The following is a 23,394-nucleotide window of genomic DNA, read 5'->3' as shown; positions in this document are numbered from 1 at the left end:
GGTCCATGGATTATGAAGACCTCGTAGACGATCAACCCGAAGATCCCGCGCCGGACCCTGCGCCGGAACCCGTAGAGGTGGAGCCACCCGTCAAGCGTGGTGCGAGTTGGAAAGCCGTCATTCTGACCGGATTATTGGCCGGATTAGTCGGCACAGGCGGCGGTGCAGCGGCGGTTTATTTCGGACTTAAAAACCAAACGCCCGACACACCGACATTTGATGCGCAAGCTCTGAGAACAGAGTTGCAGCAGGCCATGTCCTCGCAAATGACGGCTTTCGACACCCGCCTGTCATCTGCGGAAGCAAAGATTAAACAGACGGCTAATCGCCCTGCACCGGAACTCTCACCCGTCGATTTCTCACCGCTGGAAGCGCGGCTCTCCGATTTAGAAGCCAGTGCCCAAACCGAGATCGCGCCGGAAACCCTAACGGCATTAAAGGCGGCGACTGAGGATGGATTTCAATGGCCGGATGTATCGGAGTTAGAAGACAGATTAGCGGCGCTGGAAAACCAAACTGAGACATCATCTGACGTCATGCCGGATATGATGCTAGCTATGGCCGACCGGATTGATGCATTGGAGGCGATGGATCGAACTGCGCCTGTGGCCGAAGGTTCGGACACTTTAATGACACGTCTGGAAGCACTGGAAAACCGATCTCTCACAGTTTCTACGCCAGATATTCCGGATAATCTCATGGCACGGATTGAGGCGCTGGAAAACCGTCCCGTGGTCAAAACCCAGACGGAAACGGAAATTGTCCCCGTCCTCGCCTTCCCAAAAGCAGCCCTGATCAAAGCTGTCGAAGAGACGACGGAAGGCGGCTTCATGTCCCGTACGCTCTCGAAACATATCCGTGTCAAGGATGAGGACGACCCACGCACCCTAATTGACGGCATATCAAATGATATCACAGAGGGACGCCTTGATCTCGCCATGAATAAATATGAGCGTCTACCCGAACCCGTCCGCACCGCCGGACAGGCGTGGTATAACAGCGTCAAACAGGCAAATATAAAGGCCGCACAATGACCAAATATTTGATTGCAATCCTGGCTTTTATCGCCGTGCTCGCGGGCGTCCTCCTCTGGGTGGGGGATGATATTATGCTGTCCATTGCGTCGACGGCCACGTCCGGCCCGCTCTCCTTTGCGCCCATAGAGATGAGTTGGCAATTCGCCATTCTGCTGGGCGTGTTCGGAACGCTTGCGCTGATCGGATTATGGTCCGCCTTTCTCTGGCTCTGGCGATTACCGCGCCGCGTGCGCTCCGGTGTGGGACTGCGTCGTCGCAATCGTGCGCTGGACGCGATGGAGGAAGCGCTTCTCGCAGGGGCAGAGGGCGACGTGTCCAAGGCCCGTAAAAAAGCGGAAAAGGCGCGTGCCTTGATCGGCAGCACGGAATTAGGACGTATCGTCTCCGCGCTCTCCGCCGAAGCCTGCGGCGATAGTGAGGAAGCGGTCGGTCATTACGAAGCCATGCTGGAGAATGAAAAAACCCGCGCGACGGGTCAACGCGGATTGGCGCAGCATAAGCTCGCGACGGGTGATCTCGCCGGTGCCATCGAACAATCCCGCCAAGCCTATATCGCCAATCCGAATGCGAAATGGGCTTTCGAGACGCTGTTCAAAGCGGAAGTCGCCAATCATGATTGGCTCGCGGCAGAAGAGTCACTGGATACAGGCGAATCCCGCAAACATGTCGACAAGAACGTCGCCCGTCGTCGTCGCGCGGTTCTGAATACGGCGGAAGCGGACCGTTTACATGATGCGGGCGATAATACGCTCGCTTTGGAACTTGCCGTGAAAGCGGCGTCGCTTGCGCCGGAATTTGCGCCCGCTGTCGCGCTGGCCGCCAAGCTCTATAATCAATCAGGCGAAATTAAACTCGGCGCAAAACTGGTGGAAAAAAGCTGGGCGCTGGCTCCGCATCCGGCCCTATCGCTGGCCTTTATCGATCTGCTGGACGGTGAGGATGATCGCACACGGGAGAAGCGGATGAGTTCTCTGGTCAAAGCCAATCCCGACCACCGCGAGACCAAAATTATGCTGGCGGAAGATTACCTGCGAAAAGAGGACGCGGTACAGGCTTGGGCCATCCTCAGCCCGCTTCTGCGGTCCGAGACAAAAGAGGATATCGGTCCGTCTGCCCGTCTCTGTGTGCTGGCGGCACAGGCGGAAGGGCGTCTCAATAATCCAACGGATGCCCGCCTCTGGATGCAACGCGCGGCCACTGCCCCGCGCGAGGCGGATTGGTCCGACCTCGACCCTGAGGGCGAGAGTTTCGATTATTCGCCGCAGGATTGGCGGAGGCTAGTCTTCTCATTCGGCGATACGGGCGAGTTAATTCACCCCCGTTTCGATGCACGCGCGCCGCTGAGACTGCCGGGCGTGGCGGAAATAGTAGACCCTGAGCCGCAAGAAGAGGCGCCTATTGAGCCAATTATAGATACTGAAGACCCCATCCTTGAACCCGTTGAGGGCAAGGACCTCGCAGAAAGATTAGACAGCCTGTTGGATAAACCTAAGAGCTGATTAAAATGCTTAGGCGAGGGCGGGCATCACGACGCCCGGAATGAGGTAGCGGCTCACCCAGTAAAGCAGCATGGCGGCGAAGAAGAAGCCCATGTCAAAATTGCCGAGGGGCGGGATGATTTTCCGGAAGGGCGCAACAATGGGTTCCACGACACTAGCTAAAATGGAATAAATTGTCCGCGCTGTCGGATTATTCGGGGACACGATATTCAGGGTAAATAACCAGCTGATGATCACATAGGCAAAGAAGACCAAAAGGATCAGCGAGAGTATCGGTTGTACGAACATCGCGATGATAGATTGTGCGAAAGACATGAAGGCGTTCCCTAATTGAAAGAACTATCTAGGGAGCCACTCGCGGCGCGGCAAGGCGCGAAATGGTGTCATTGCAGGAAACTTCCAAAGCAAAACAGCTCACGCCGATGTGACAGAACGTTACTGTACCGTTCGGTCAATAAATGCTCTTAAGGGTCAACAGCTCGACACAGTCGGGCAAAACCGAGAGAGAGACCATGACACATTTGAAAACAACCGCCCTTATCCTGACCGCAACAGCTATCGCCACTCTGTCTCCCCTGACTGCCCAAGCGATGGATGCAAAGATAGCTGAAATGAATAAATTCGAGACGGTCGCGGAAATGAATGCCCGCACTTTGGATGCGCTGCTCCTGCAAATGGAATTTGTGGAAACGCCGCAAGCCTCGCTGTCTACTTATGAAGACGGTGAATATTATCCCGTATCTGAACAGCCCATTGCGTTGAATATTTCCGGTCCGATCAAATTTTCTGTGATGGAGGAAATCCTGCTCCAGCGTTTTGAGAATAATATTAATGACCGTGGACCGCGCACAAGCAGCGCACCGTCCGTTCAGTCTTTGGACAGTTCGACCTATGTGCGTTCGACGGTGGCTGCGGCTGGAATCTCCCTCCCGTTTTAAACAATAAGCCTGCATTAAGGCAGGTTCCCGTCATAAGGACGCCCAAATCGTCCCGCATTGGTTTCCCCAGAAATCAAGGAGAAGGGTTGAGCCATGCAGACGATGAGCCTAGTCAGAAATAACGAATATTCACCGCGTCACGTCGCGGGCCGCGCTGGGGAGCGAAAAATGCCAAAGATTTATCTCGTCGATGATGATGAAAACATCCTGACATCGGTTTCCATGTTCTTGGAGAGCGAAGGATACGAGGTGAAGAAATTCCATGACGGCGTGAGCGCTTTAGCCGCGCTGAAAGCCTCGCCGCCGGACCTCGCTGTGTTTGATGTGAAGATGCCGCGTATGGATGGTTTGGAATTATTGCGCCGCTTGCGCCAGACATCCAACCTGCCCGTGATATTCCTGACGTCAAAAGATGACGAATTTGACGAGGCGATTGGCTTTAATATGGGCGCGGATGATTACATCACGAAGCCGTTTTCCCAGCGCCTCTTGGGAGAGCGGATCAAGGCCGTCCTGCGCCGCGCGAAGCTGACAAATGTCGAACTGCCCGAACCGCAGGAAGGCGATGATAAAGTCATCCGTCGCGGGAAACTGGTCCTCGACCCGAACCGTCATGCTTGTTCGTGGGACGGCTCTGCTGTTAGATTGACAGTCACGGAATTCCTGATCTTGGAAGCCCTCGCCAAACGCCCGGGTTACGTGAAATCCCGCGATCAACTCATGGACGCCGCTTACGACGACCAAATCTATGTCGATGACCGGACGATTGACAGCCACATCAAACGCTTGCGCAAAAAATTCCGCAAGAATGATAAGAGCTTTGACGGTATCGAAACACTCTATGGTGTGGGATATAAGTATAAAGAGGCTTGACTGAACTACCTCTCCTTCGGGAGAGGTCGCCGTGAGCGAAGCGAACTGTCGAGTGAGGGGAATACGCAGGCAATAGCCTGCATCCTTGAATCTCGTTATCCGGAGCGCCTGACGGCGCGCATGTTTTCCCCTCACCCCGCTATGCGCTTCGCGCTGCGGTCCTCTCCCCAAGGAGAGGAGATTTACCTCATCTACCTTATTCTTTATCCACTCTGGATTTCCGACAAGACCCCGCCACATTCCACTGCTAGAGCGTGAGCATGTCTGCCTCTGAAATCGCATCGGAAAAAAAGCCACGACGTTTTTCGCGCAAGAAACGGCTCGACCGCCGTCGCGGGCCGAGGCGGTCGATTTGGACCTCCCGCCTGACGCGGAATATTTTTCTGTCTAACCTCTCCGGTCTCCTTATCCTTGTCTTCGGGGCCTTGGCGATGAACCGGTTTGAGACAGGTCTTATCGAAGCCAAAGTTGACAATATTAATTCGCTCGCCGCCACGATTACGACCGTAATTGGTGAACAGGCGACGGGATTTGGCGGCACGGCGGAATTGGATGTCCAAGGCGCGAAACAGGTTTTGCGCGGCGTGAATGTGCCCAATGGCTGGCGGGTTCGCCTGCATGACCGCGCGGGAACATTGGTCGCAGATACGGAAAGTCTGGATGATACGATCTCCATTGAGCCACTGGACCCGATTATCCCCGAACAGGTCGAACCGCCTTGGCAGGACCGCTGGCGCGAAAACATCCGCAACTGGTTCGCAGAGAAGATCCACAATCTGCCTTGGGCCAGACGTCATCGGGATAATTTTCGGCGGGACCTGACGGCGGAGGTTCGCTCCGGTCTTCAGGGTGAACCCGTCATGGGCGCACGTTATGATGCGGAGGATAATTTAGTCGTCACCGTCTCCCGCCCTGTGCAGCGCGTGCAAAACGTCCTCGGCGTTGTCACGGTGGAGAGTAATGATGTCTCGTCCATCGTGAATGCCGAAAGACAAGCGCTCGCGCCCATTATCGGTCTCGCATTCCTGACCATGTTTCTGACATCGCTCTCACTGACTCTGTTCATCACACTTCCCATGCGAAAACTCGCCCGGGCGGCAGAAATCGTGACGCGCAGTGCCAAGAAACGGGATGCCATTCCTGATTTGTCTAACCGTCGTGACGAAATCGGGGACCTCTCCCTCGTCCTGCGGGATATGACGGAAGGCCTATATACGCGCATTGACGACATTGCGAATTTCGCAGCGGATGTTGCGCATGAGATCAAGAATCCGCTCACCTCCCTGCGGTCTGCGTCTGACACGCTGCGCGTCGCCAAAAAGCCGGAACAGCGAGAAAAATTGATTGATATTATACAACAGGATGTCTCGCGGATGGACCGCCTCATCACCGATATTTCCAAGGCGTCAAAAGTTGATGCCAATCTCGCGCGGGAAACGGCGATGACATTGGATGTCGCAGAAATCGCGGAAAACATCGTGGAGTTCTACCAACAGACCCGCTCCGGTGCGGGACCAGATGTTGTCAATGGCAGCACTCTGGAACCTGATAATCCCATATATATCCGCGCCTATGAAACGCCCTTTGCACAGGTCCTGCGTAATTTGATCGACAATGCGCTGACGTTCTCCCCTGCCGAGGGCAAGGTCACCGTGACAGCGCGTAAGGCAGAAAAGCGCGTGATTTTCACGGTCGAGGATGAAGGTCCGGGGATTCCGCCCGATAATCTGGAAACAATTTTCGAACGGTTTTATACCCAGCGGCCCAAGGGCGCGAGTTTTGGCAGCCATTCCGGTCTCGGCCTCGCCATTTGCCGTCAAATTATTGAGGCCCATCGCGGCACAATTCAGGCGCAAAATATGATAGATGATGCGGGTGAGGTCAAAGGCGCGCGATTTATCGTCGATGTTCCCCGCCAAAGACCGGCGCAGCGGACGTAATTTCTACTTAATTTCTGCAATTTAGCGCTTCACAGTCCCGCCTAATTTTGATTAGGTGAGATTTCAAATTGAGTTGGAAAGGTCCTCTCTTGATTGGACTTGTCATTGTTACACACGGTCAACTGGCCATCGAACTGCGCCGCGCGACAGAACATGTCGTCGGGCCACAGGATATGATGGAAACCATCTGTATCGGTCCCGATGACGATATGGAGCGCCGTCGCAACGATATCCGCGCCGCGGTTGAACGTGTGGATAGTCGGGCCGGGGTCATTCTTCTGACCGATATGTTTGGCGGCACGCCGTCAAATCTCGCAATATCCATGCTGCGCGACGGCAAGGTCGAAGTCCTGGCGGGGGTGAACTTGCCCATGCTCATCAAACTCGCCGAAGCGCGGGAAACGGCGAACCTGGCGGAAGCGTCGCAAAAGGCAAAAGATGCAGGTCAGCGCTATATCGCGATTGCCTCGCAAATCCTGTCCGGCGGCGCATAGGTTTTATGACCTCTGCCTCCGCCCGTCTGACCCTCGTTAACAAACGCGGCCTTCATGCCCGCGCGTCGAATAAATTCATGGAATGCGTGTTGCGCTATAACGCCAAGGTTCATGTAAAGAGCCATAATGATACATGTGCTGAGAGGGTCGAAGCCGATAGTGTGTTGGACTTACTCTTATTGGGCTCAGCTTACGGCGAAGACATCACCGTCGAGGCGGAAGGTCCTGAGGCGGGGGGCGTTGTCGAGGCGCTGACGAAACTCGTCAATGAGGGTTTTCTCGAATTGGAAGACGAATGAGACGGCTGGCGCTCATCGGATTGGCTGCGGTGTTCCTAACGGGATGCGGCTCGGCCAGCGTGTTTAATCCAAAATCCGCCTACCCCCCCGATCCTTGGGTCAAAGGCTATTCCGATCCGGATGATTGCATCGGCGGAGAGAAACTCGCGGCTGTTAGTTTCGAATTACCCGACTATCCCACCCGCGCGTTTCGAGGTGGGCGGCAGGGTTGGACGATTATCCGACTGGATGTCGCAGCAAGCGGCGAGACAGAAAATGTGCGGATTGAGCGCTCTGTCCCGGATGGATTGTTTGACGGCACATCGAAAAAAGCGGCAGAGGGCTGGCGCTTTCGCCCGCCGGCAGAACCTCTCTACAATTGTCGGGTTCTCTTGCGCTACCGCGCGGGTAAAGTTACACTCGGCTCATAATTGAGAGAGTTGGCAGGCTTCCTGCAGTTCTTTCATTTTCATGACACAATAGGGGTGGGTTCCGCATGTCAGATACACTGCGCGATATAGAGAAAATTGTACCAATTATCCTGTCGGGTGGCGCGGGCAGCCGGCTCTGGCCAGCCTCACGCAAGGCTGAACCCAAGCAACTTCTCCCGCTCGTGACGGATGAGACGATGATACAGGAAACGGCTGCGCGGTTTACGGGCGAGATGTTCCACCCGCCCGTCTTTATCTGCAATGCCTCCCACGAAGCGATGATCCGCCAACAAATGGCAGAGATTGGTATGGAGATCGGAGCGGTCATCGTTGAGCCGATGGGGCGGAATACCGCGCCCGCTGCCGTGGTCGCTGCGCTCCACGCGCTCTCCGTGCAGGACGACGCGCTCTTCCTCCTCGCGCCTGCAGATCATCACATCACCAAACCTGACGCGTTCCGCCGTGTTGTCGCCGCAGGCGCACCTGTCGCGGCCAAGGGCCACCTTGTCACATTCGGGATTACGCCTGACCATGCAGCGACGGGTTTTGGCTATATTCACAAAGGTGACGTCCTCAGTCCCGGCGCCTTCTTCGTCGATAAATTCGTCGAAAAACCAGTCAAAGATGTGGCGGAGGCCTATCTTGAAGAGGGCGGGTATTTCTGGAATTCCGGTATCTTCCTGTTCAACGCGACGACCCTCATCGAGGAAATGGCGACGTATTCCCCCAATGTTGAAGGCCCCGCCAGACGCGCCTATGACAGTGCGATGACGTCCGACGGTACAATCTCTTTGGATGCGGAAGCCTTCGCGGATTGTGATGATGAGCCCGTGGATAAGGCCGTTATGGAACACACGGCCAAAGCGGCCGTCATCCCGTGTAATCTCGGCTGGCACGATATCGGGTCGTTCAAAGCGCTACATGCGTTGAAAGCCGATGATCAGGGTTTGGCACTTTCAGGTGATGTGCGCTTGTCACACACAACCAATGCGCTGGTCGAAACGGACGGCCCGAGCGTTGCGGTTGTCGGGTTGGATAATGTTGCAGTGATCGTGAAAGAAGGGCGTGTACTCGTCTTGAATTTGGACCGTGCGCAAAATGTGAAGGATATCGTTGTGCAGTTGAAGGAGGAGGGGAAGACGGAGCTTTTGTAAGTCTAAGCCCTTAAGCGTTTTCTTCCAAATACATCCCGTAAGCCGCTTTCAACCCTTCGGTCAGTTCCGTTTTTGGCCGCCAGCCCATGCCGCGCAAGCGTTGACTGTCCATCAATTTACGCGGTGTTCCGTCAGGCTTGGTCCGGTCAAAGACGAGCTTCCCTTCATAACCGACGGCTTTAACAACGGCCTCTGCCAGTTCGGCAATAGAGGTCTCAATCCCTGAGCCGATATTGACGATCTCGGGTGAGGACCAGACTTTCATAATGTGAACCATCGCATCAGCTGCATCATCTGCGTCGAGGAATTCGCGCAGCGGCGTACCCGTACCCCAAATCGTCAGTTCCGGGTCGCCCGCCTTTTTCGCCGCATCTGCCCGCCGCAGTAGCGCGGGAATGACATGGCTGTTTTCCGGATGATAATTATCGCCGCGCCCGTACAGATTGCACGGCATGGCCGAGATAAAATCCGACCCATATTGCTCGCGGTAAGTTTGGCACATGTGAATGCCCGCGATTTTCGCCACGGCATAGGCCGAGTTGGTCGGCTCTAACGGACCCGTTAAAAGCGCCGTTTCCGGAATGGGTTGAGGCGCGAATTTCGGATAAATGCATGAACTGCCGAGATAGAGCAGCTTTTCTACCCCCGCGACATGGGATCCATGCATGACATTCGCCGCAATCATCAAATTGTCATAGAGAAATTGCGCCGGATAAGTGGAGTTGGCGTGAATGCCGCCCACCCGTGCCGCCGCTACAAAGACCGCGTCAGGTCTGTTGGCTTCAATCCATGCCAAAGTCGTAGCCTGATCGCGCAGGTCCAACTCACCCGATGTCGGGGTCAGTACGTCTGCTACACTTTCGTCGGCCAATCGCCGCACGAGCGCGCCGCCGACCATGCCATTGGCCCCAGCCACCCAAACGCGTTTGCCGGACAAATTATATTCGCTGTGATTTTCCGCTTCCTTCATAATTTTGCCTTACGCTAAAGGCAGAGAGAATCAAACGGATGCGAATCTTGAAATTTGGTAAGGGCTGACATGGCTAAATTTTTTGGAACAGATGGTGTGCGCGGACTGGCCAATGCCGGGAAGATGACACCCGACAGTGTGATGCGCCTCGGCCAAGCGGCGGGTCGCTATTTCCAAGCCACACATGGCCGTCGACCCTCCGTCGTGATTGGCAAGGATACGCGCCTGTCCGGCTATATGATTGAACCGGCCCTCGTCGCGGGTTTCACGAGTGCGGGTATGGATGTGAAACTCACAGGGCCTCTCCCGACGCCTGCCGTGTCGCTGCTGACGCGCACCTTGCGGGCGGATATGGGCGTCATGATTACGGCCAGTCATAATAAGTACCACGATAACGGCATTAAGTTTTTTGGCCCCGGTGGGCGTAAACTCTCGGATGAGGCGGAAAGCCAGATTGAAAGTTATCTGCTGGAGCCCGGCCAAGGTTTAGCAGAATCCGCCAATCTGGGCCGTGTTGTGCGTTATGAGGATATGCAGGCGCGCTATATCGAAATTGCGAAAGCCACATTCCCGCGACGAATGCGCTTATCGGGTCTAAAAATCGTAATCGATTGCGCCAATGGGGCCGCCTATAAAACCGCACCTGCAACGCTCTGGGAACTGGGCGCGGAAAGCGTCATTCCAATTGGCGTCTCGCCGGACGGCACAAACATCAATAAGGATTGTGGCTCAACCCACACGGATTTGCTGTCCGAGCAAGTTGTCGCGCAGGGCGCGGATGTCGGAATTGCACTGGACGGTGATGCGGACCGTCTCATCATGTGTGATGAGAAAGGCCGAATTATTGATGGTGACCAACTCCTCGCCTTGATGGGCTCAGGTTGGCAGAAAACGGGCCAACTCGCAAAGCCGGGCATTGTTGCAACAGTCATGTCCAATCTGGGTCTGGAACGGTTCATTGAGGATAAGAAACTGGACTTCATCCGCACACCTGTCGGGGACCGCCATGTCGCCGCACGGATGCGCAAGGACGGATATAATCTCGGTGGTGAGCAGTCGGGTCACCTCCTGATGACGGATTACACCCCGACGGGGGACGGCACAGTCGCGGCGCTGCAGGTGCTGGCCGAGATCATCCGTCAGGAGAAACCTGCCAGCGAAGTTCTATCCCTGTTTGAACCCGTTCCGCAGATGCTCAAAAATGTGCGCTATTCCGGTGAGAGCCCGATGCTCCACGCAGAGCTCCAATCCGCGATTGAGGCGGCCAAAGCTGAGTTTGGGAATTCAGGCCGCGTTCTGGTGCGCGCGTCGGGCACGGAACCACTGATCCGCGTGATGGCGGAAGGGGACGATCCGGCCAAGGTGGACCGCGTGACGGATGAACTCGTTTCGGTCATCGAACGACTTGCGGCCTGACCTGACGCCTTTTTACGCGCACAACCGCAATCGCGGCTTCCCCAAATCAGTCTGACTGGCTAAGGCCTTATTTCAGGGGAATTTCGCGAGGAGGCGGTCACGACCAATGTTTGGCGGGTCTGACATCATGACATGGGTTGGTTTGGGCGCGGTGGTTGTCGCCGTCGTTGCTATTCTCTTCGCCCTCCGTTTGGCTCTGCGCGAAGGCGCTGCCGGAGCTGGCTGGAAAGCTAAAGCGACGGAACTGGACCGTCGTTTAGGTGGTTTGGACGCCATTATGGGCGCCTATCCCGGTCTTATCTTGGTATGGGAAGAAACGGCTGAAATTGCGGATATGGGCTGGGGTGACCCGAAAGTTCTCGGTAGTCCCGCCGCACTTGCCTCTATTCTACGCTTCGCGGATCGCGCGGCCTCTAACAGTCTTGCCATGCGGGTGCTCGACGGGATTGCGGATTTAAACACGATTTCAGAAGCGGCGGATTCGCGCCCGCTTCGCCAATATATCCAAAATTTGCGGACCAAGGGTGAGCCCTTCTCCATTTCCATCGTTCTGCCGGAAGGCAATGTGATTGAGGCCGATGGCCGTGTCGCGGGACGTCAAGTCGTCCTCTGGCTCGAAGATGCCTCCATTCGCGGCGAAGATGAAAAAGCCGCCATTTCGCGGTTTGAAAATTCCCGTATCACATCGGAAACAGACCCTATCGCCTTTATTGAGATGATGAGCCGGGCCCCGTTCCCGCTCTGGCGGATGAACGGCTCCGGCCGCATCAATTGGGTCAATGATGCCTATGTCGAAGCCGTCGGGGCGTCAGATGTCCGCGATGTGGCGCAGAATCAAATCCATTTGGACCAGCAAGCCTCAGAAGATGCGCGAACCGTTCTCTCGGAACAAAAACAGCGCGACGGCACTCGCAATATCGTTCTTGGCGGTGAACGCCGCGCGACGAACATCTCGCTCTTCCCCGTCAATGGCGGCGTGGCGGGCATCGCGTTGGATGCCGAAGAAACCGTCGATCTGCGCGAACGCCTGAACCAACATAAATCCGCCCATGATAAATTGCTGAATTCCATGGATGAGGCCGTCGTCATTTTTGGCGCGGACAAGATCGTCCAATTTGACAATGCCGCTTTCCGTAAATTGTTTGGATTAGACGAAGCCTGGTCGCGGGATAAAACGACACATTCCGAATGGCTTGACCAAATGCGCGAACGGAACTTGCTGCCCGTACATCCGGATTACCGGAATTGGAAAGCCGAAGAACTGGACTTCTACACGAGTTGGCCGTCCGAAGTCACGCCGACTCTCTGGAGTCTGCCGGATGGTAAGACACTGCGCCTTGTCCGCATGCGCGACCCGCAGGGCGGGATTTCGCTCATGTTCTCGGATATGACGAATAAGATTGAGATGGAGGGGCGTCTCGGCACTCTGATTAATGTGCAACGTGCGACGTTGGATAAACTTTCAGAAGGTATCGCCGTGTTCGGGACGGATGGTCGCCTGAAAATCCACAATAATGCCTTTGCTCGGATGTGGAGCCTGCCGGAAGACGACCTGAAAGACAGTCCTCGTTTCTCTGCGATTATCAATCTTTGCCTGCCGCTCTATCATGACCGTCATTTCTGGGACGACCTGAAAGCGCGTGCCACTGATCCAAATCCCGAAGTTAGGCGACAGGTCGAAGGCGAAATCCGCCGCTCCGATGATAAAATGCTGACATGGCTCTCCAAGCCTCTACCGGATGGTGCAACCCTGATTGCGTGGGATGATGTGACCTCTGCCCGTCGTGCGGAAGCCGCGCTTATCGAACGCGCCGAAGCGCTGGAAGAGGCCGACCGGATGAAAACCGAATTTGTCGGTCACGTGAGTTACCAACTGCGTACACCGTTGACGACAATCTCCGGCTATGCGGATTTCCTGCAAAATGGCGGCGCGGGCGAGATGAATGATAAGCAGAGCGAATATGTCTTCGCCATTCAGAGTGCGTCCGAAGACCTCGCCAAAATCATTGATGATATTCTGGATATTGCCGCGATTGAAGCCAATGTGCTCGACCTCGATCTGGGGGATGTCGACATTTACGACTTGCTCTCTCACGCGTTGGATTATGTGGCGACCAAGGCGGAAGACACGAAGATCGCGATGGAATTGGAGTGTCCCGAAAATATCGGTATGATCCGCGCGGATGGAAAACGGTTAAAACAGGTTGTTTATAATCTGTTGTCAAATGCGCTGCGCTTTACAAAATCCGGTGGATTGATACAGCTCGGCGGAGAGCGTGCGCCTGGCGGCGGTGTCAAAATCTGGGTCAAAGATGACGGCGTCGGCATTCCTTCCAACCAACAGAGCCAAGTCTTCGAGAGCTTCCAATCCTCCCGCGGCGGCGCAGGATTAGGGCTGGCGCTCGTCCAACGTTTTGTTGAACGTCATGGCGGTTGGGTCGAGTTGGAAAGTGACGAGGGGCAGGGCACGCATGTCACCTGCTACCTGCCAAAAGAGGCGGCGAGCGATGCAGGACATCCGGAATTGTTTGAGGGTTGAGATATTAAATTGGGGTGGTCGCTTCGAGCTTAGTAAACAACTTGGACTTCAAGCCCGACCTTTATATTTATCTAACAGTCCAATCAAATAGGCCAGTAGCCAAACCGGAACGGTTATTAGGCTGAAGACAAACAGGACATTGACAATTCCAAAGCGAGCATCCGCTAAATCTTGTTCAGGAGTCCGCTCACGCTCAATTCCTGCCATGATTTCGAAAATAGCATCTTCTAAATTCAAGGCCACCAAAGCAAAGAGTATAAGCGCAAGCGGAGCCAAAAGCGCTGCGACAAAGCTGGCATTACGTAATCCCGCATAGCGCCATAAAAACATTCCATAGAGTGCAATACGCCATAGGGCGACAACCATCAAAAACCTCAGATTAATCTGAATTGCAGTCTGCGGGGCCGTGAACTGTTCCACCGGAATAGCATATAGCCAAGCTAAAGGAGAGGTGAGGCCGACAAAGACGAAAACCGATAACCAGTGCCAACGTTCACGGCGCAAGGGCCAGACGATTACATACAGAACAGTTGATAATATAAAAATATAGGCAATCGACCTTAGACCCGCATATTGATACCAATCGGCCGAAGGGTGATCCCAATACCGCCCGACACCAGCTATCCAAGCGAAGAGGATAGCTGTCAGGAAATAGGCTTTGGGATTTGACGGAATGTTGAATTTGACATTCCTGAAGGTCAGAAATTTTACTGTTTCACTGATTATACGAAACAGAATTTGCAAGGTGTTGGCCCTAAACCCTACTGACTCTCAGGTGTTTTAACCTCAATCCCATCCAACGCATCGCTCATCAAAATTTGACAGCTTAGACGTGAATTGTCCTGTACGTTTTCGGCGAAATCCAACATGGAATCTTCCATATCGTCTTTCTCTTTCAGCTTAGAAAGGTAGTCGCCCTCAATGTAAACGTGGCAGGTCGCGCAGGCGCAAGCGCCGCCGCAATCTGCATCAATGCCTGGAATCATATTCTGTACGGCGGCTTCCATGACGGAAGTGCCGTTCTTAGTCTCTACTTCGCGACGTTCATTCGCATGGTCGATGAAAATGATCTTGGGCATGGGCGATTTCTTTCGTCTGACTGTGTTGGCATTTACGTAAGGGCTTGCGCGGGTTTTGCAAGGCGCTAGACATCTGGCATGACTCAGATTTCCGTAAAAGATGAAGCTGCGATGTTGGCGCTGGGCGCACAGCTGGGACGTGCTTTGCGTGCGGGCGACACCGTCGCGCTAATCGGTGGATTGGGGGCAGGGAAAACGACTTTGGTGCGGGGTTTGGTCCAAGTCGCGCTCCCCCGTGAAACCGTACCCTCGCCGACTTACACGCTCGTCCAAACCTATGAGCTTCCGAATTATGAGCTCTGGCATTGTGACCTCTACCGGTTGGAACATCCGGATGAGGCCTATGAATTGGGCCTGATCGACGCGATGGGCGAGGCGGCCTGCATCCTCGAATGGCCGGACCGGCTTGGCGCGCTCCTGCCAGACGACGCGATGACGATTGAGATCGGGTTTGAAGGCGAAGGTCGTCAGGTTAAATTGACGGGCTGGGGCAATTTCGATGTCTGAGCGTCGCGCTGATATGGACACCTTTATCAAGGCCTCAGGCTGGGCAGATGCTGAGGTTGAAGCCTTCCCGGGCGACGCGTCTTCTCGCCGCTATTTCCGGCTCACGCGCGGCCATGACATCGCGGTCCTGATGGATGCACCCAAAGGTGCGGAGGCACCGAATGAACCGGAAGGGGCAAGCGTCGAAGATCGGATCAAATTGGGCTATAATGCGATTGCGAGACTTGCCGGTCCCGACCCTTCCGCTTTTGTCGCCATTGATAATGAGCTGGTCACACGCGGGTTTTCTGCCCCGGAGATCATGTCGGCGGATTTGGACAATGGCTTCCTTTTATTAGAGGACTTCGGCGCATCGGTTTATGCGCGGGTGATTGAAGATAACCCCGAAATGGAACGCCCGCTTTACGAGGCGGCGGTGGACTGTCTCGGCGAAATTTACCGAAGTTCTTTCCCTGCGAAAATGCGCTGGCGAGATGCGCAATGGCGGGTGCGGAGGTATGATGAAACGGCTCTACTCGCAGAAACTCACCTCTTTCTGGATTGGTATGCGATGGATAAGGGCGCGGAGATTTCCGATGTCGCAAGGGACGCCTGGGATACGATCTGGCGGGACTTATTTGTCGCATTGGAGGCGCATGCGCCCGGTCTCGCCCTCCGTGACTTCCACGCCGAAAACCTGTTCTGGTTACCGGAACGGGACTCTGTTTCCTGCGTCGGGCTTATTGACTTCCAGGACGCGCTTTTCGCGCATCCTGCTTATGACCTCGTCAGCTTTCTTGAAGATGCGCGGCGCGATGTTTCGCCAAACTTGGTTGAACCGTTAATTGACCGTTTCTGTGACGCCGCGAAAATCGGTAATCATGACGGTTTCCGCAGAGCCTATGCCGCGATGGGCGCGCAACGAAATGCGAAGATACTCGGTATTTTCGTGCGCTTGGCGGAACGGGATGGAAAGCCTGCTTACCGAGACCTCATTCCGCGGGTGCACGCGCATTTTACGAAAAATATTCAAGGCGAGTCTTTTCACGATCTTCGCGCTTGGTTCGCGAAATATCTACCGGGTGAGCTGTCATGATCGAGACTGCTATGGTGATGGCTGCGGGGCATGGCACACGCATGCGCCCGCTGACAAATGATCGGGCGAAGGCCATGGTCGAGGTAGGCGGTCGCCCCCTTATTGATCATATGTTGGACCGGTTGGAAGTGGCAGGCGTCCGGCGCGCCATTGTCAATGTCCACGCCCATGCTGATCATCTGGAAGCGCATCTTAAAACGCTTACAAGCGGACCAGAGATCATTATTTCCGATGAACGGAACGAACTTTTGGAGACAGGCGGCGGTGTCGTTAAAGCGCTCCCGCTGCTCGGTGACGATCCCATCCTCATCTGCAATATCGATGCGATTTGGGAAGAGACGGGTGCACCCGTTATTCCGTCCCTCATCAAGCGCTGGAGTCCTGAGATCATGGATGACCTCCTGCTCCTCGCGCCGAAAGACCGGACGCTGGGGTATGACGGGGAGGGGGACTTTCTATTTAATTATGACGGTCGTCTCGATTGGCGCGGTGAGCGGGATAGCGCGCCCTATGTTTATGCCGGCGTTCAAATCATGAATCTCAAACACCTCCGCAAAGAACCGATGGTGCCCTTCACGCGCAAGAAAGTCTGGTACAAAACCGTGGCCGATGGCACGGCCTATGGCCACCCACTTGACGGGTTCTGGATGCATGTCGGTGACCCGCAAGCGCGGGATGCGGCGGAAGCGCGCCTTAAAGATAAAGAGACGTGACACCCAATGTCGTCAACATGCCCTCGGGTCTGCCCTTCCTGACCACATTGGCGGCGGGTTTGCGGGAGCGGTTTGGCGACGAGTTGCAGTCCGGCCTCATACTTCTACCGACGCGCCGTGCTGTGCGGGGTATGGGCGAAGCTTTCGTTATGGCGGCGCGGGGCGAGGGTGCGAAAGCCACATTGCTGCCGCGCATGCGCCCCCTCGCGGATATTGATCCGGACGAGCCACCATTCGAGCCCGGCGAGTTAATCGGTAAAGTCGGCCCTGCAATCGATGCCACACAGCGACGATTTGAAATGGCGCAGGTCGTGGCGCATTATCATGAACGCGCCATGGACCTGCCACTGGATGCGGCGACGGCGTTGGCGATGGCCGACCCGTTGCTCGCCATTCTTGACGATGCGGCGCTGGAAGAAGCGGAACTGACCGAGAGCGATGCCTTTGCGCGATTGATGGGCGAGGCTGCGAAACACTTTCAGGATTCGGCGACGCTCTACCGCATCATTCAAGACTTCTGGCCGAAACGCCTCGCAGAATTAAAAATGGAAGAACCGCAGGCGCGAAAGGTCAAATTGCTCGACGCGTTGGTGGAAAGCTGGACGGATAATCCACCCGCCCATCCCGTCATTATTGCGGGATCGACCGGTAGTCTCCGTGCTACCCGCCGCCTTATGAAAATCGTGGCCAACCTGCCCAATGGCTTGGTTGTCCTGCCCGGATTTCAGTCGACGGATAATGACGAGACGTGGAAAAAAATCGACGAGCAACATCCGCAATTCGGGATGAAACTCGTCATTCAGGATATCGGTATGGATCGTGGCGAGGTTCGGGATTTCGCCTCAGATATTTCCGCAAATACACCAAGCCGGATCGCGCGTGCCCGCATCTTGGAAGAAGCCCTGGTGCCCGTCTCGCAGACTTCGGATTGGTTGCGGCGGATCGATAAACTCCGCACGGATAGAGGCGAGGGCGTGTTTGCAACAGCGACGCAGGACCTATCATTAGTCGAGGCGCGGTCCGATGCGGAAGAAGCCTTGGCGATCTCCCTCATTCTGCGCGAAGCACTGGAAAGCAAAACCCGCACGGCGGCGCTCGTGACGCCCGACCAACAACTCGCCCGCCGCGTCCGCGCCCAACTCGCACGGTGGTCCGTCGATGTTGATATGTCACAGGGCGAACCTCTGGCGGAGACATCGCTGGGTGTGTTTATCGACGCTATTCTCGCCGTCGCGCAACATCCGGATGGAGAGGTTGAGCGCTCCGTTCTGTTCAATCATCCGCTGACGGGATTGGGGCAAGACCCCGAACGCACGCGCAAAATCTGGCGGACGATTGAGCGACAATATTATCGTACCGAACAAAAACCGGATGCGGAACCGCGCGAACCGGAGGCAATAGAAACTGAATTAAATCAGGCGCTCTCTGTCCTGACCGAATTAAATAATATCGCCCCCTCCGGCATATGGGCCTCCGCGCTGATCACGGTCATGGAGAGCATCGCCCGACGCGGCGAAGGCAGTGGTGGTGAATTTCTCTGGCGCGGTGAAGCGGGCGAGAGCGCGGCGAACCTGCTGGAAAAAATCGTGATGTTTGGCGATTATCTTCCGCCCGTCGATGCAGAGGGTTTTCTGCGCTTGATGCGGGTCTTAATGACGGGATTGGTCGTGCGTCCCCGATATGGGCGTCACCCGCGATTATCGATTTTGGGGCCGTTGGAAGCGCGGATGCTGGCGGCGGATGTTATTGTTCTGGGTGGATTGAATGAAACCATCTGGCCCGCCACGCCGACGCCGGGGCCGTTTCTCTCGCGCGGGATGCGGCGGGATATGAAACTCAGCCTCCCGGAGCGTCGTTATGGCCTCGCCGCGCATGACTTCTTCGAACTTGCGGCCAATCCGGTGGTTTATCTCACGCGGTCCAAGCGGTCAGAATCCGGCCCGACGATTGCGAGCCGTTGGGTCTGGCGTTTGCAAACTTTGCTGCAGGGCGCGGTGGGAGAAGCCGGATGTGATGAACTGCTCGGCTCCGCCAATCACGTCCTCGACTGGGCGCGGCAATTGGATCATGTGTCAGTCGAAGCGGTGACACCCGCAAAAGAACCCACCCCCACGCCGCCCAAAGACGCGCGTTGGACAACTGAGAAGGGCCGCAGCCTGTCTATTACAGAGGTCAAAACCTTCATCCGAGATCCCTATTCAATCTATGGCAAACACGTGCTCGGCCTCAAACGCCTGCGCGATTTGGGACAGCCGCTCGGCGCGAGCGAGTTCGGTTCAGCCATCCATCTCGGGCTCGAAAACCACCTGACAGACAATCATCCGCCTTTCGCGCCTGCCGATGATGAAAAACTCATAGACGCGTTAAAACACGCTTTTGCGCTCTACGGATATGAGCCTGAAATTATCGCGAAGGAACAGGCGCGGTTCGAGGCCATTGCCTTTGCTTTGCGAGAGGAGTTAAATCGCCGCCACAAAAACGGTTTCGATATTGTGGGACAGGAGGTCTGGGGAGAGGCCGCCGTGCCGGAGCGCGACTTCACCATTCGCGGCAAGATGGATTTCGTTGAACGCAATCCCGAAGGCTATGGCTTTGTCGATTTCAAAACCGGAACGCCTACGGGTGACAAGGAAGTCGCGGCAGGGTTCGATCCGCAACTCCCCCTCGCAGCGTTTATCGCGCAGGCGGGCGGATTGAAGGGCCTGAAGGCCGGACAGACCGTTGAGCTCGGCTATATGCGTGTGAAAGGCTCGCGCGGCGATTTCGAATATAAACGCATCGGGAACGAGAAATCAGTTGATGAATTGATGGAGGAGTCGATTGAGACGCTTTCCAAATTGATTGACCGTTTCGACGACCCGACCACGCCCTATCAATCACAAGTCCGCGCGAAATTCACGAATAGCTGGTCCGATTTTGACGATCTCGCCCGACGCGGTGAATGGGCGGGTATATTAGGGGAGGGGAACCGTGACTGATCTCACCCCGCTCGAACAGGCGACACATGCGCAGCGCATGGCGGCGGATCCGTCCGGCACGCGACTGGCCGCGGCTAATGCGGGATCGGGTAAGACACGCGTGCTAGTCTCCCGCGTGTCACGCATCCTCCTGCGCGGCGCGGACCCCGCCGATATTCTCTGCCTGACCTATACCAAGGCTGCCGCTGCCGAGATGCAGGAACGGCTCTTTTCCACTTTGGGCAGTTGGTCGGTCATGCGGGATGATCAATTGCGCGAGGAATTGACGGAGCTTTTCGGCCATCCACCGGAAGCGGAAAACCCTCCCGTTGCGTTGAATACGGCGCGGGAGCTCTTCGCCAAAGCGCTGGAAACACCGGAAGGGTTGAAGGTCCAGACCATCCACGCCTTCTGCGAACGCATCCTCTCCCGCTTTCCGATCGAGGCGGGCATTCTACCGGGGTTCGAGCCGCTGGATGATGTCGATATTCTGGAGATACGGGCCAAGGTCGAGCAGCAAATTCTGATTGAGGCGATGGACGCACCCGAAGGTGATCTCGCCACGGCCCTGCGCCATCTCACCCTCGCAAAAGCCGATGCGTCGCTGGAGGGCCTATATGCGTGGATGGCGCGCTCGCCGCAGCAAGTGACAGCGTGGGCCGCTAAGGGGACGGACGCTTTGGCGGAAAAACTCGATCTCGGGACCTTCCGCGATCCGGCACAAATCGCGCAGGATTTCTGGTTCGGCATCGATCCCGACGAACTAACGCATGTGATTGGGGAATTGCGGTCGAGCAGCAGCAAGACCGATGTAAAGAATGGCGACACACTCTATGCCGCGTTGCAACTTATCGACCCGATGGCGAAGTTTCAGGCGCTCACCTCCGTCTGGCTGACGCAGAAGAACGAGCTCAAAAAACGTCTGGTTTTCGCCGCTACCCCGCTCCGCGCCTCGGCCTTTATCGAGACGGAGGCCGACCGTGTGTTGGAAACCTCCCAACGCCTGCGCGCCGTCGATATTTTCCGTCTGACGAAATCCGTGCAGGACATCGCCGGACGTTATGCGGCGCTTTACCGCGACATGAAACACACCGCGCGAGGACTAGATTACTCCGACCAGATCCTCTTCGTCCGCCGCCTGCTGCAAATGTCCGAAGCGGCGGAGTGGGTGCGGTATAAGCTGGATGGGGGTATCTCGCATATTCTACTGGACGAGGCGCAGGATACGGCGCCGGAACAGTGGGAAATTATTAACATCCTCGCCGAACCGTTCTTTCAGGCAAATCCCGATGATGATCCAAATAAACCGCGCACGCTCTTTGCTGTCGGGGATGAAAAGCAGTCTATTTACGGATTTCAGGGCGCGAAGCCGGAGCAGTTTCTGACAGAAATCCACCGACGGTCCAAGTATGCAACCACCGACATTCGCATGCGCATGTCCTTCCGCTCGACGCAGCATGTGCTGGATGTTGTCGATAGTTTCCTCGTCGAGACGGGCGGAATGCAGGCTATGTTCGATGCGCAGGAGTTTCCGCCCGCCTCGGACAAAGTCCGTCACATCGCGCATCGCGACGACACGGGCCTGGTCGAATTCTGGCCGATCACGCCGCCACCGGAAAAGCCGGAAGAGCGCGAACCGTGGGACACAACGCCCGTCGATTCGACAGGGCAGGGCCATCAGGTCGAAGTCCTCGCCAAGACGATTGCCGGACAGGTCAAAAGCTGGATTGATGAAAAGGCACCCATTTTTGATCGTGGGTTGGGCAAAACGCGCCCCACAAAACCGCAGGACGTGCTCATCCTTGTGCGGCGGCGCGGGGATTTGTTCGACGCCCTCATCCGGCAGCTTAAACGCCATGAAATCCCGATTGCGGGCGCGGACCGTTTGACATTATCTGACGCGATTATCGTCAAAGATCTGCTGGCCCTGTCACGCTTCTGCCTTTTGCCGAGTGATGACCTCTCCCTCGCCGAAGTCCTGAAGTCGCCGATCATCGGATATGATGATGAGCAGTTGATGCAGGTCGCAATTGGACGGAAGGGCACATTATTCGCGGCGCTGAAAGAGCGTGATGCGGCGGCGGCTGACGTGCTGACATCGGCCCTGAAAGCCTCTCAAAATCTCACGCCCTTCGACTTCTACGCCCGTTTTCTGGATGTGGAATATAAGGGCGCGTCGATGCGGAAACGTTTCTATAAGCGCCTCTCCCTCGAAGCCCGCGACGCATTGGAAGCGTTTCTGGATCAGGCTCTGGCGCATCAATCGCGCATGGCGCCGAATCTGCAAACCTTCTTGAAAGCATTCTCCGAAGGCGATGTGCAGATCAAACGGGAGCTGGACGGCAATATCTCCGAGGTCCGCGTGATGACCGTGCACGGGGCCAAGGGGCTGGAAGCGCCGATTGTCATCCTGCCGGATACGACATCTGTGCCGACCGAACGGGATATTATACTGCCCGACGGGGACGGCGGTTATGTCTGGAAACCGGCCTCCGGCGATACGGTCCCATTTGTCGATAAGGCCAAGACGGAAGCCGAAGCGCGGACTTCGCAGGAACAATTGCGCTTGCTCTATGTCGCGATGACGCGGGCTGAATCGCGCCTGATCATTTGCGGCCCGCATGTCGGCGGGGCAACGACGAAGCTGAAATCGGGCTGCTGGTATGACTGGATGTCGCGCGCAATGGAGGCCTTGGGTGCGGAGACGGCGCAGCGCAAGTTGAATGGCGAGGTTACGGATGTTCTTGTCTATGGCGGCGCGGCGGAAGCGTTTACCGATGAGGTCGTCCCTCGTGAGGAGACCCAAATACCCTTGCCCGACTGGATACACACACCCGCTGCACCGGAAGGACGTGGTCAACGCGTGACACCGTCCCACCTGCTGTCGGATCCCCCTTTGGAAGCCGCTATGCGGTCCCCGGGGAAAGCCCGCGACGCGTCTGTTTTTCTACGGGGAAATTTGACTCATAAATTACTCGAAGTTCTACCGGAGTTCCCTGTAGACCGCCGCCGCGATGTTGCGGCGACCATAGTGTCAGGTCACGCGAACCTCCCCGACGGCTTGGGCGAGACGGTGATTGAAGAGGTTTTCGCCGTGCTGGACAATCCTGACTTTGCGGAGATTTTCGCCGCCGGGTCTCGGGCTGAGGTCAGCCTTGCAGGCTCCGCCTCTGGCCTGCCGGACCATCTCTATTTGAATGCGCAAATCGACCGTCTCCGCGTGACTGAGACAGAAGTCTTCATCGTGGATTATAAATCCAACCGTCCGCCACCGTCCGACCCCGCCAATGTGTCCGATCTCTATCTGGGGCAGATGGCGGCTTACCGGGAACTCGCGCGGGAAATTTATCCAAATAGGGATGTGCGCTGTGCCCTGCTCTGGACGGACGGCCCGTCCTTGATGGAGCTCCCAAAACCGTTATTGGACGAATCCTTGAAGACTATTGCTGCACTCCCTATCTCCTGAGTCACGAATTCAGCCAGTGTAGGAGAAT

At 55.9% G+C, this 23,394-nt stretch carries 20 protein-coding genes; 16 read left to right on the top strand and 4 right to left on the bottom strand.

Annotated features, from left to right (window positions below):
- The first annotated feature begins 5 nt into the window (after positions 1-5).
- Together ACP9M6_RS00235 and ACP9M6_RS00230 are read left to right on the top strand one after the other, a co-directional pair.
- Positions 6-1,034 carry a hypothetical protein gene (locus ACP9M6_RS00235; protein ID WP_427452382.1) on the top strand — a complete coding sequence of 343 codons (1,029 nt, stop codon included), beginning with the start codon at positions 6-8 and terminating at the stop codon, positions 1,032-1,034.
- The gene (locus ACP9M6_RS00230) at positions 1,031-2,536 is read left to right on the top strand and encodes a heme biosynthesis protein HemY (protein WP_427452380.1); all 1,506 of its coding nucleotides are present in this window, start codon (positions 1,031-1,033) and stop codon (positions 2,534-2,536) included. Before ACP9M6_RS00235 ends, ACP9M6_RS00230 begins: the two co-directional genes overlap by 4 nt.
- Before the next feature lie 9 nt (positions 2,537-2,545).
- On the opposite strand, the gene ACP9M6_RS00225 is transcribed toward ACP9M6_RS00230, so the two are convergent.
- The gene (locus ACP9M6_RS00225; protein ID WP_427452378.1) at positions 2,546-2,851 is read right to left on the bottom strand and encodes a YggT family protein; all 306 of its coding nucleotides are present in this window, start codon (positions 2,849-2,851) and stop codon (positions 2,546-2,548) included.
- A 197-nt stretch (positions 2,852-3,048) separates the two neighbouring features.
- On the opposite strand from ACP9M6_RS00225, the gene ACP9M6_RS00220 reads away from it, so the two are divergent.
- The 7 genes from ACP9M6_RS00220 (at position 3,049) to ACP9M6_RS00190 (ending at position 8,644) form a co-directional block, all read left to right on the top strand.
- Positions 3,049-3,474 (top strand): hypothetical protein, encoded by a 426-nt coding sequence (locus tag ACP9M6_RS00220; protein ID WP_427452376.1) that lies wholly within the window; start codon positions 3,049-3,051, stop codon positions 3,472-3,474.
- Between the two features lie 168 nt (positions 3,475-3,642).
- Positions 3,643-4,347 carry a response regulator transcription factor gene (locus ACP9M6_RS00215; protein ID WP_427452374.1) on the top strand — a complete coding sequence of 235 codons (705 nt, stop codon included), beginning with the start codon at positions 3,643-3,645 and terminating at the stop codon, positions 4,345-4,347.
- A gap of 260 nt (positions 4,348-4,607) precedes the next feature.
- Positions 4,608-6,287: a stimulus-sensing domain-containing protein gene (locus tag ACP9M6_RS00210; protein ID WP_427452372.1), complete on the top strand. Its 1,680-nt coding sequence runs from the start codon at positions 4,608-4,610 to the stop codon at positions 6,285-6,287.
- Between the two features lie 89 nt (positions 6,288-6,376).
- Positions 6,377-6,781: a PTS sugar transporter subunit IIA gene (locus tag ACP9M6_RS00205; protein WP_427452370.1), complete on the top strand. Its 405-nt coding sequence runs from the start codon at positions 6,377-6,379 to the stop codon at positions 6,779-6,781.
- Positions 6,782-6,786: 5 nt separating this feature from the next.
- Complete coding sequence (locus tag ACP9M6_RS00200) at positions 6,787-7,080, top strand: HPr family phosphocarrier protein (protein ID WP_427452368.1); 294 nt, start codon at positions 6,787-6,789, stop codon at positions 7,078-7,080.
- A complete protein-coding gene (locus ACP9M6_RS00195; protein WP_427452366.1) occupies positions 7,077-7,490 on the top strand; it encodes an energy transducer TonB in 414 nt (137 codons plus the stop codon). Before ACP9M6_RS00200 ends, ACP9M6_RS00195 begins: the two co-directional genes overlap by 4 nt.
- 65 nt (positions 7,491-7,555) lie before the next feature.
- Positions 7,556-8,644 (top strand): mannose-1-phosphate guanylyltransferase, encoded by a 1,089-nt coding sequence (locus tag ACP9M6_RS00190; RefSeq protein WP_427452364.1) that lies wholly within the window; start codon positions 7,556-7,558, stop codon positions 8,642-8,644.
- Positions 8,645-8,654: 10 nt separating this feature from the next.
- On the opposite strand, the gene ACP9M6_RS00185 is transcribed toward ACP9M6_RS00190, so the two are convergent.
- Positions 8,655-9,614 (bottom strand): GDP-L-fucose synthase family protein, encoded by a 960-nt coding sequence (locus ACP9M6_RS00185; RefSeq protein ID WP_427452362.1) that lies wholly within the window; start codon positions 9,612-9,614, stop codon positions 8,655-8,657.
- Between the two features lie 69 nt (positions 9,615-9,683).
- Here ACP9M6_RS00185 and glmM point away from each other — a divergent pair, with 69 nt between their 5' ends.
- Together glmM and ACP9M6_RS00175 are read left to right on the top strand one after the other, a co-directional pair.
- On the top strand, positions 9,684-11,030 hold the full coding sequence (gene glmM, locus ACP9M6_RS00180) for a phosphoglucosamine mutase (RefSeq protein WP_427452360.1): 1,347 nt from the start codon (positions 9,684-9,686) through the stop codon (positions 11,028-11,030).
- Between the two features lie 106 nt (positions 11,031-11,136).
- Positions 11,137-13,569 (top strand): ATP-binding protein, encoded by a 2,433-nt coding sequence (locus tag ACP9M6_RS00175; protein WP_427452358.1) that lies wholly within the window; start codon positions 11,137-11,139, stop codon positions 13,567-13,569.
- Positions 13,570-13,617: 48 nt separating this feature from the next.
- Here ACP9M6_RS00175 and ACP9M6_RS00170 read toward each other — a convergent pair whose 3' ends face one another.
- Both ACP9M6_RS00170 and ACP9M6_RS00165 read right to left on the bottom strand, forming a co-directional pair.
- Entirely contained in the window at positions 13,618-14,313 is a 696-nt protein-coding gene (locus ACP9M6_RS00170; RefSeq protein ID WP_427452356.1) for a hypothetical protein, read from the bottom strand.
- Between the two features lie 17 nt (positions 14,314-14,330).
- The gene (locus ACP9M6_RS00165; RefSeq protein ID WP_427452355.1) at positions 14,331-14,648 is read right to left on the bottom strand and encodes a 2Fe-2S iron-sulfur cluster-binding protein; all 318 of its coding nucleotides are present in this window, start codon (positions 14,646-14,648) and stop codon (positions 14,331-14,333) included.
- Between the two features lie 78 nt (positions 14,649-14,726).
- On the opposite strand from ACP9M6_RS00165, the gene tsaE reads away from it, so the two are divergent.
- The 5 genes from tsaE to addA are packed head-to-tail and all read left to right on the top strand — an operon-like array spanning position 14,727 to position 23,366.
- The gene (gene tsaE / locus ACP9M6_RS00160) at positions 14,727-15,155 is read left to right on the top strand and encodes a tRNA (adenosine(37)-N6)-threonylcarbamoyltransferase complex ATPase subunit type 1 TsaE (RefSeq protein WP_427452353.1); all 429 of its coding nucleotides are present in this window, start codon (positions 14,727-14,729) and stop codon (positions 15,153-15,155) included.
- Positions 15,148-16,230, top strand: coding sequence for an aminoglycoside phosphotransferase family protein (locus tag ACP9M6_RS00155; protein ID WP_427452351.1), 1,083 nt, complete (start codon positions 15,148-15,150; stop codon positions 16,228-16,230). The genes tsaE and ACP9M6_RS00155 overlap by 8 nt, the downstream gene beginning before the upstream one ends.
- Positions 16,227-16,943, top strand: coding sequence for a nucleotidyltransferase family protein (locus ACP9M6_RS00150; RefSeq protein WP_427452350.1), 717 nt, complete (start codon positions 16,227-16,229; stop codon positions 16,941-16,943). Before ACP9M6_RS00155 ends, ACP9M6_RS00150 begins: the two co-directional genes overlap by 4 nt.
- Positions 16,940-19,921 carry a double-strand break repair protein AddB gene (addB, locus tag ACP9M6_RS00145; RefSeq protein WP_427452348.1) on the top strand — a complete coding sequence of 994 codons (2,982 nt, stop codon included), beginning with the start codon at positions 16,940-16,942 and terminating at the stop codon, positions 19,919-19,921. The genes ACP9M6_RS00150 and addB overlap by 4 nt, the downstream gene beginning before the upstream one ends.
- A complete protein-coding gene (gene addA / locus ACP9M6_RS00140; RefSeq protein WP_427452346.1) occupies positions 19,914-23,366 on the top strand; it encodes a double-strand break repair helicase AddA in 3,453 nt (1,150 codons plus the stop codon). Before addB ends, addA begins: the two co-directional genes overlap by 8 nt.
- Positions 23,367-23,394 lie beyond the last annotated feature (28 nt).

The sequence above is a fragment of the Litorimonas sp. WD9-15 genome (assembly GCF_050271975.1).
Lineage (GTDB): Bacteria > Pseudomonadota > Alphaproteobacteria > Caulobacterales > Maricaulaceae > Litorimonas.
Note: the sequence above shows the minus strand (reverse complement) of the source record. Positions and strands in the feature narration are given on the sequence as shown.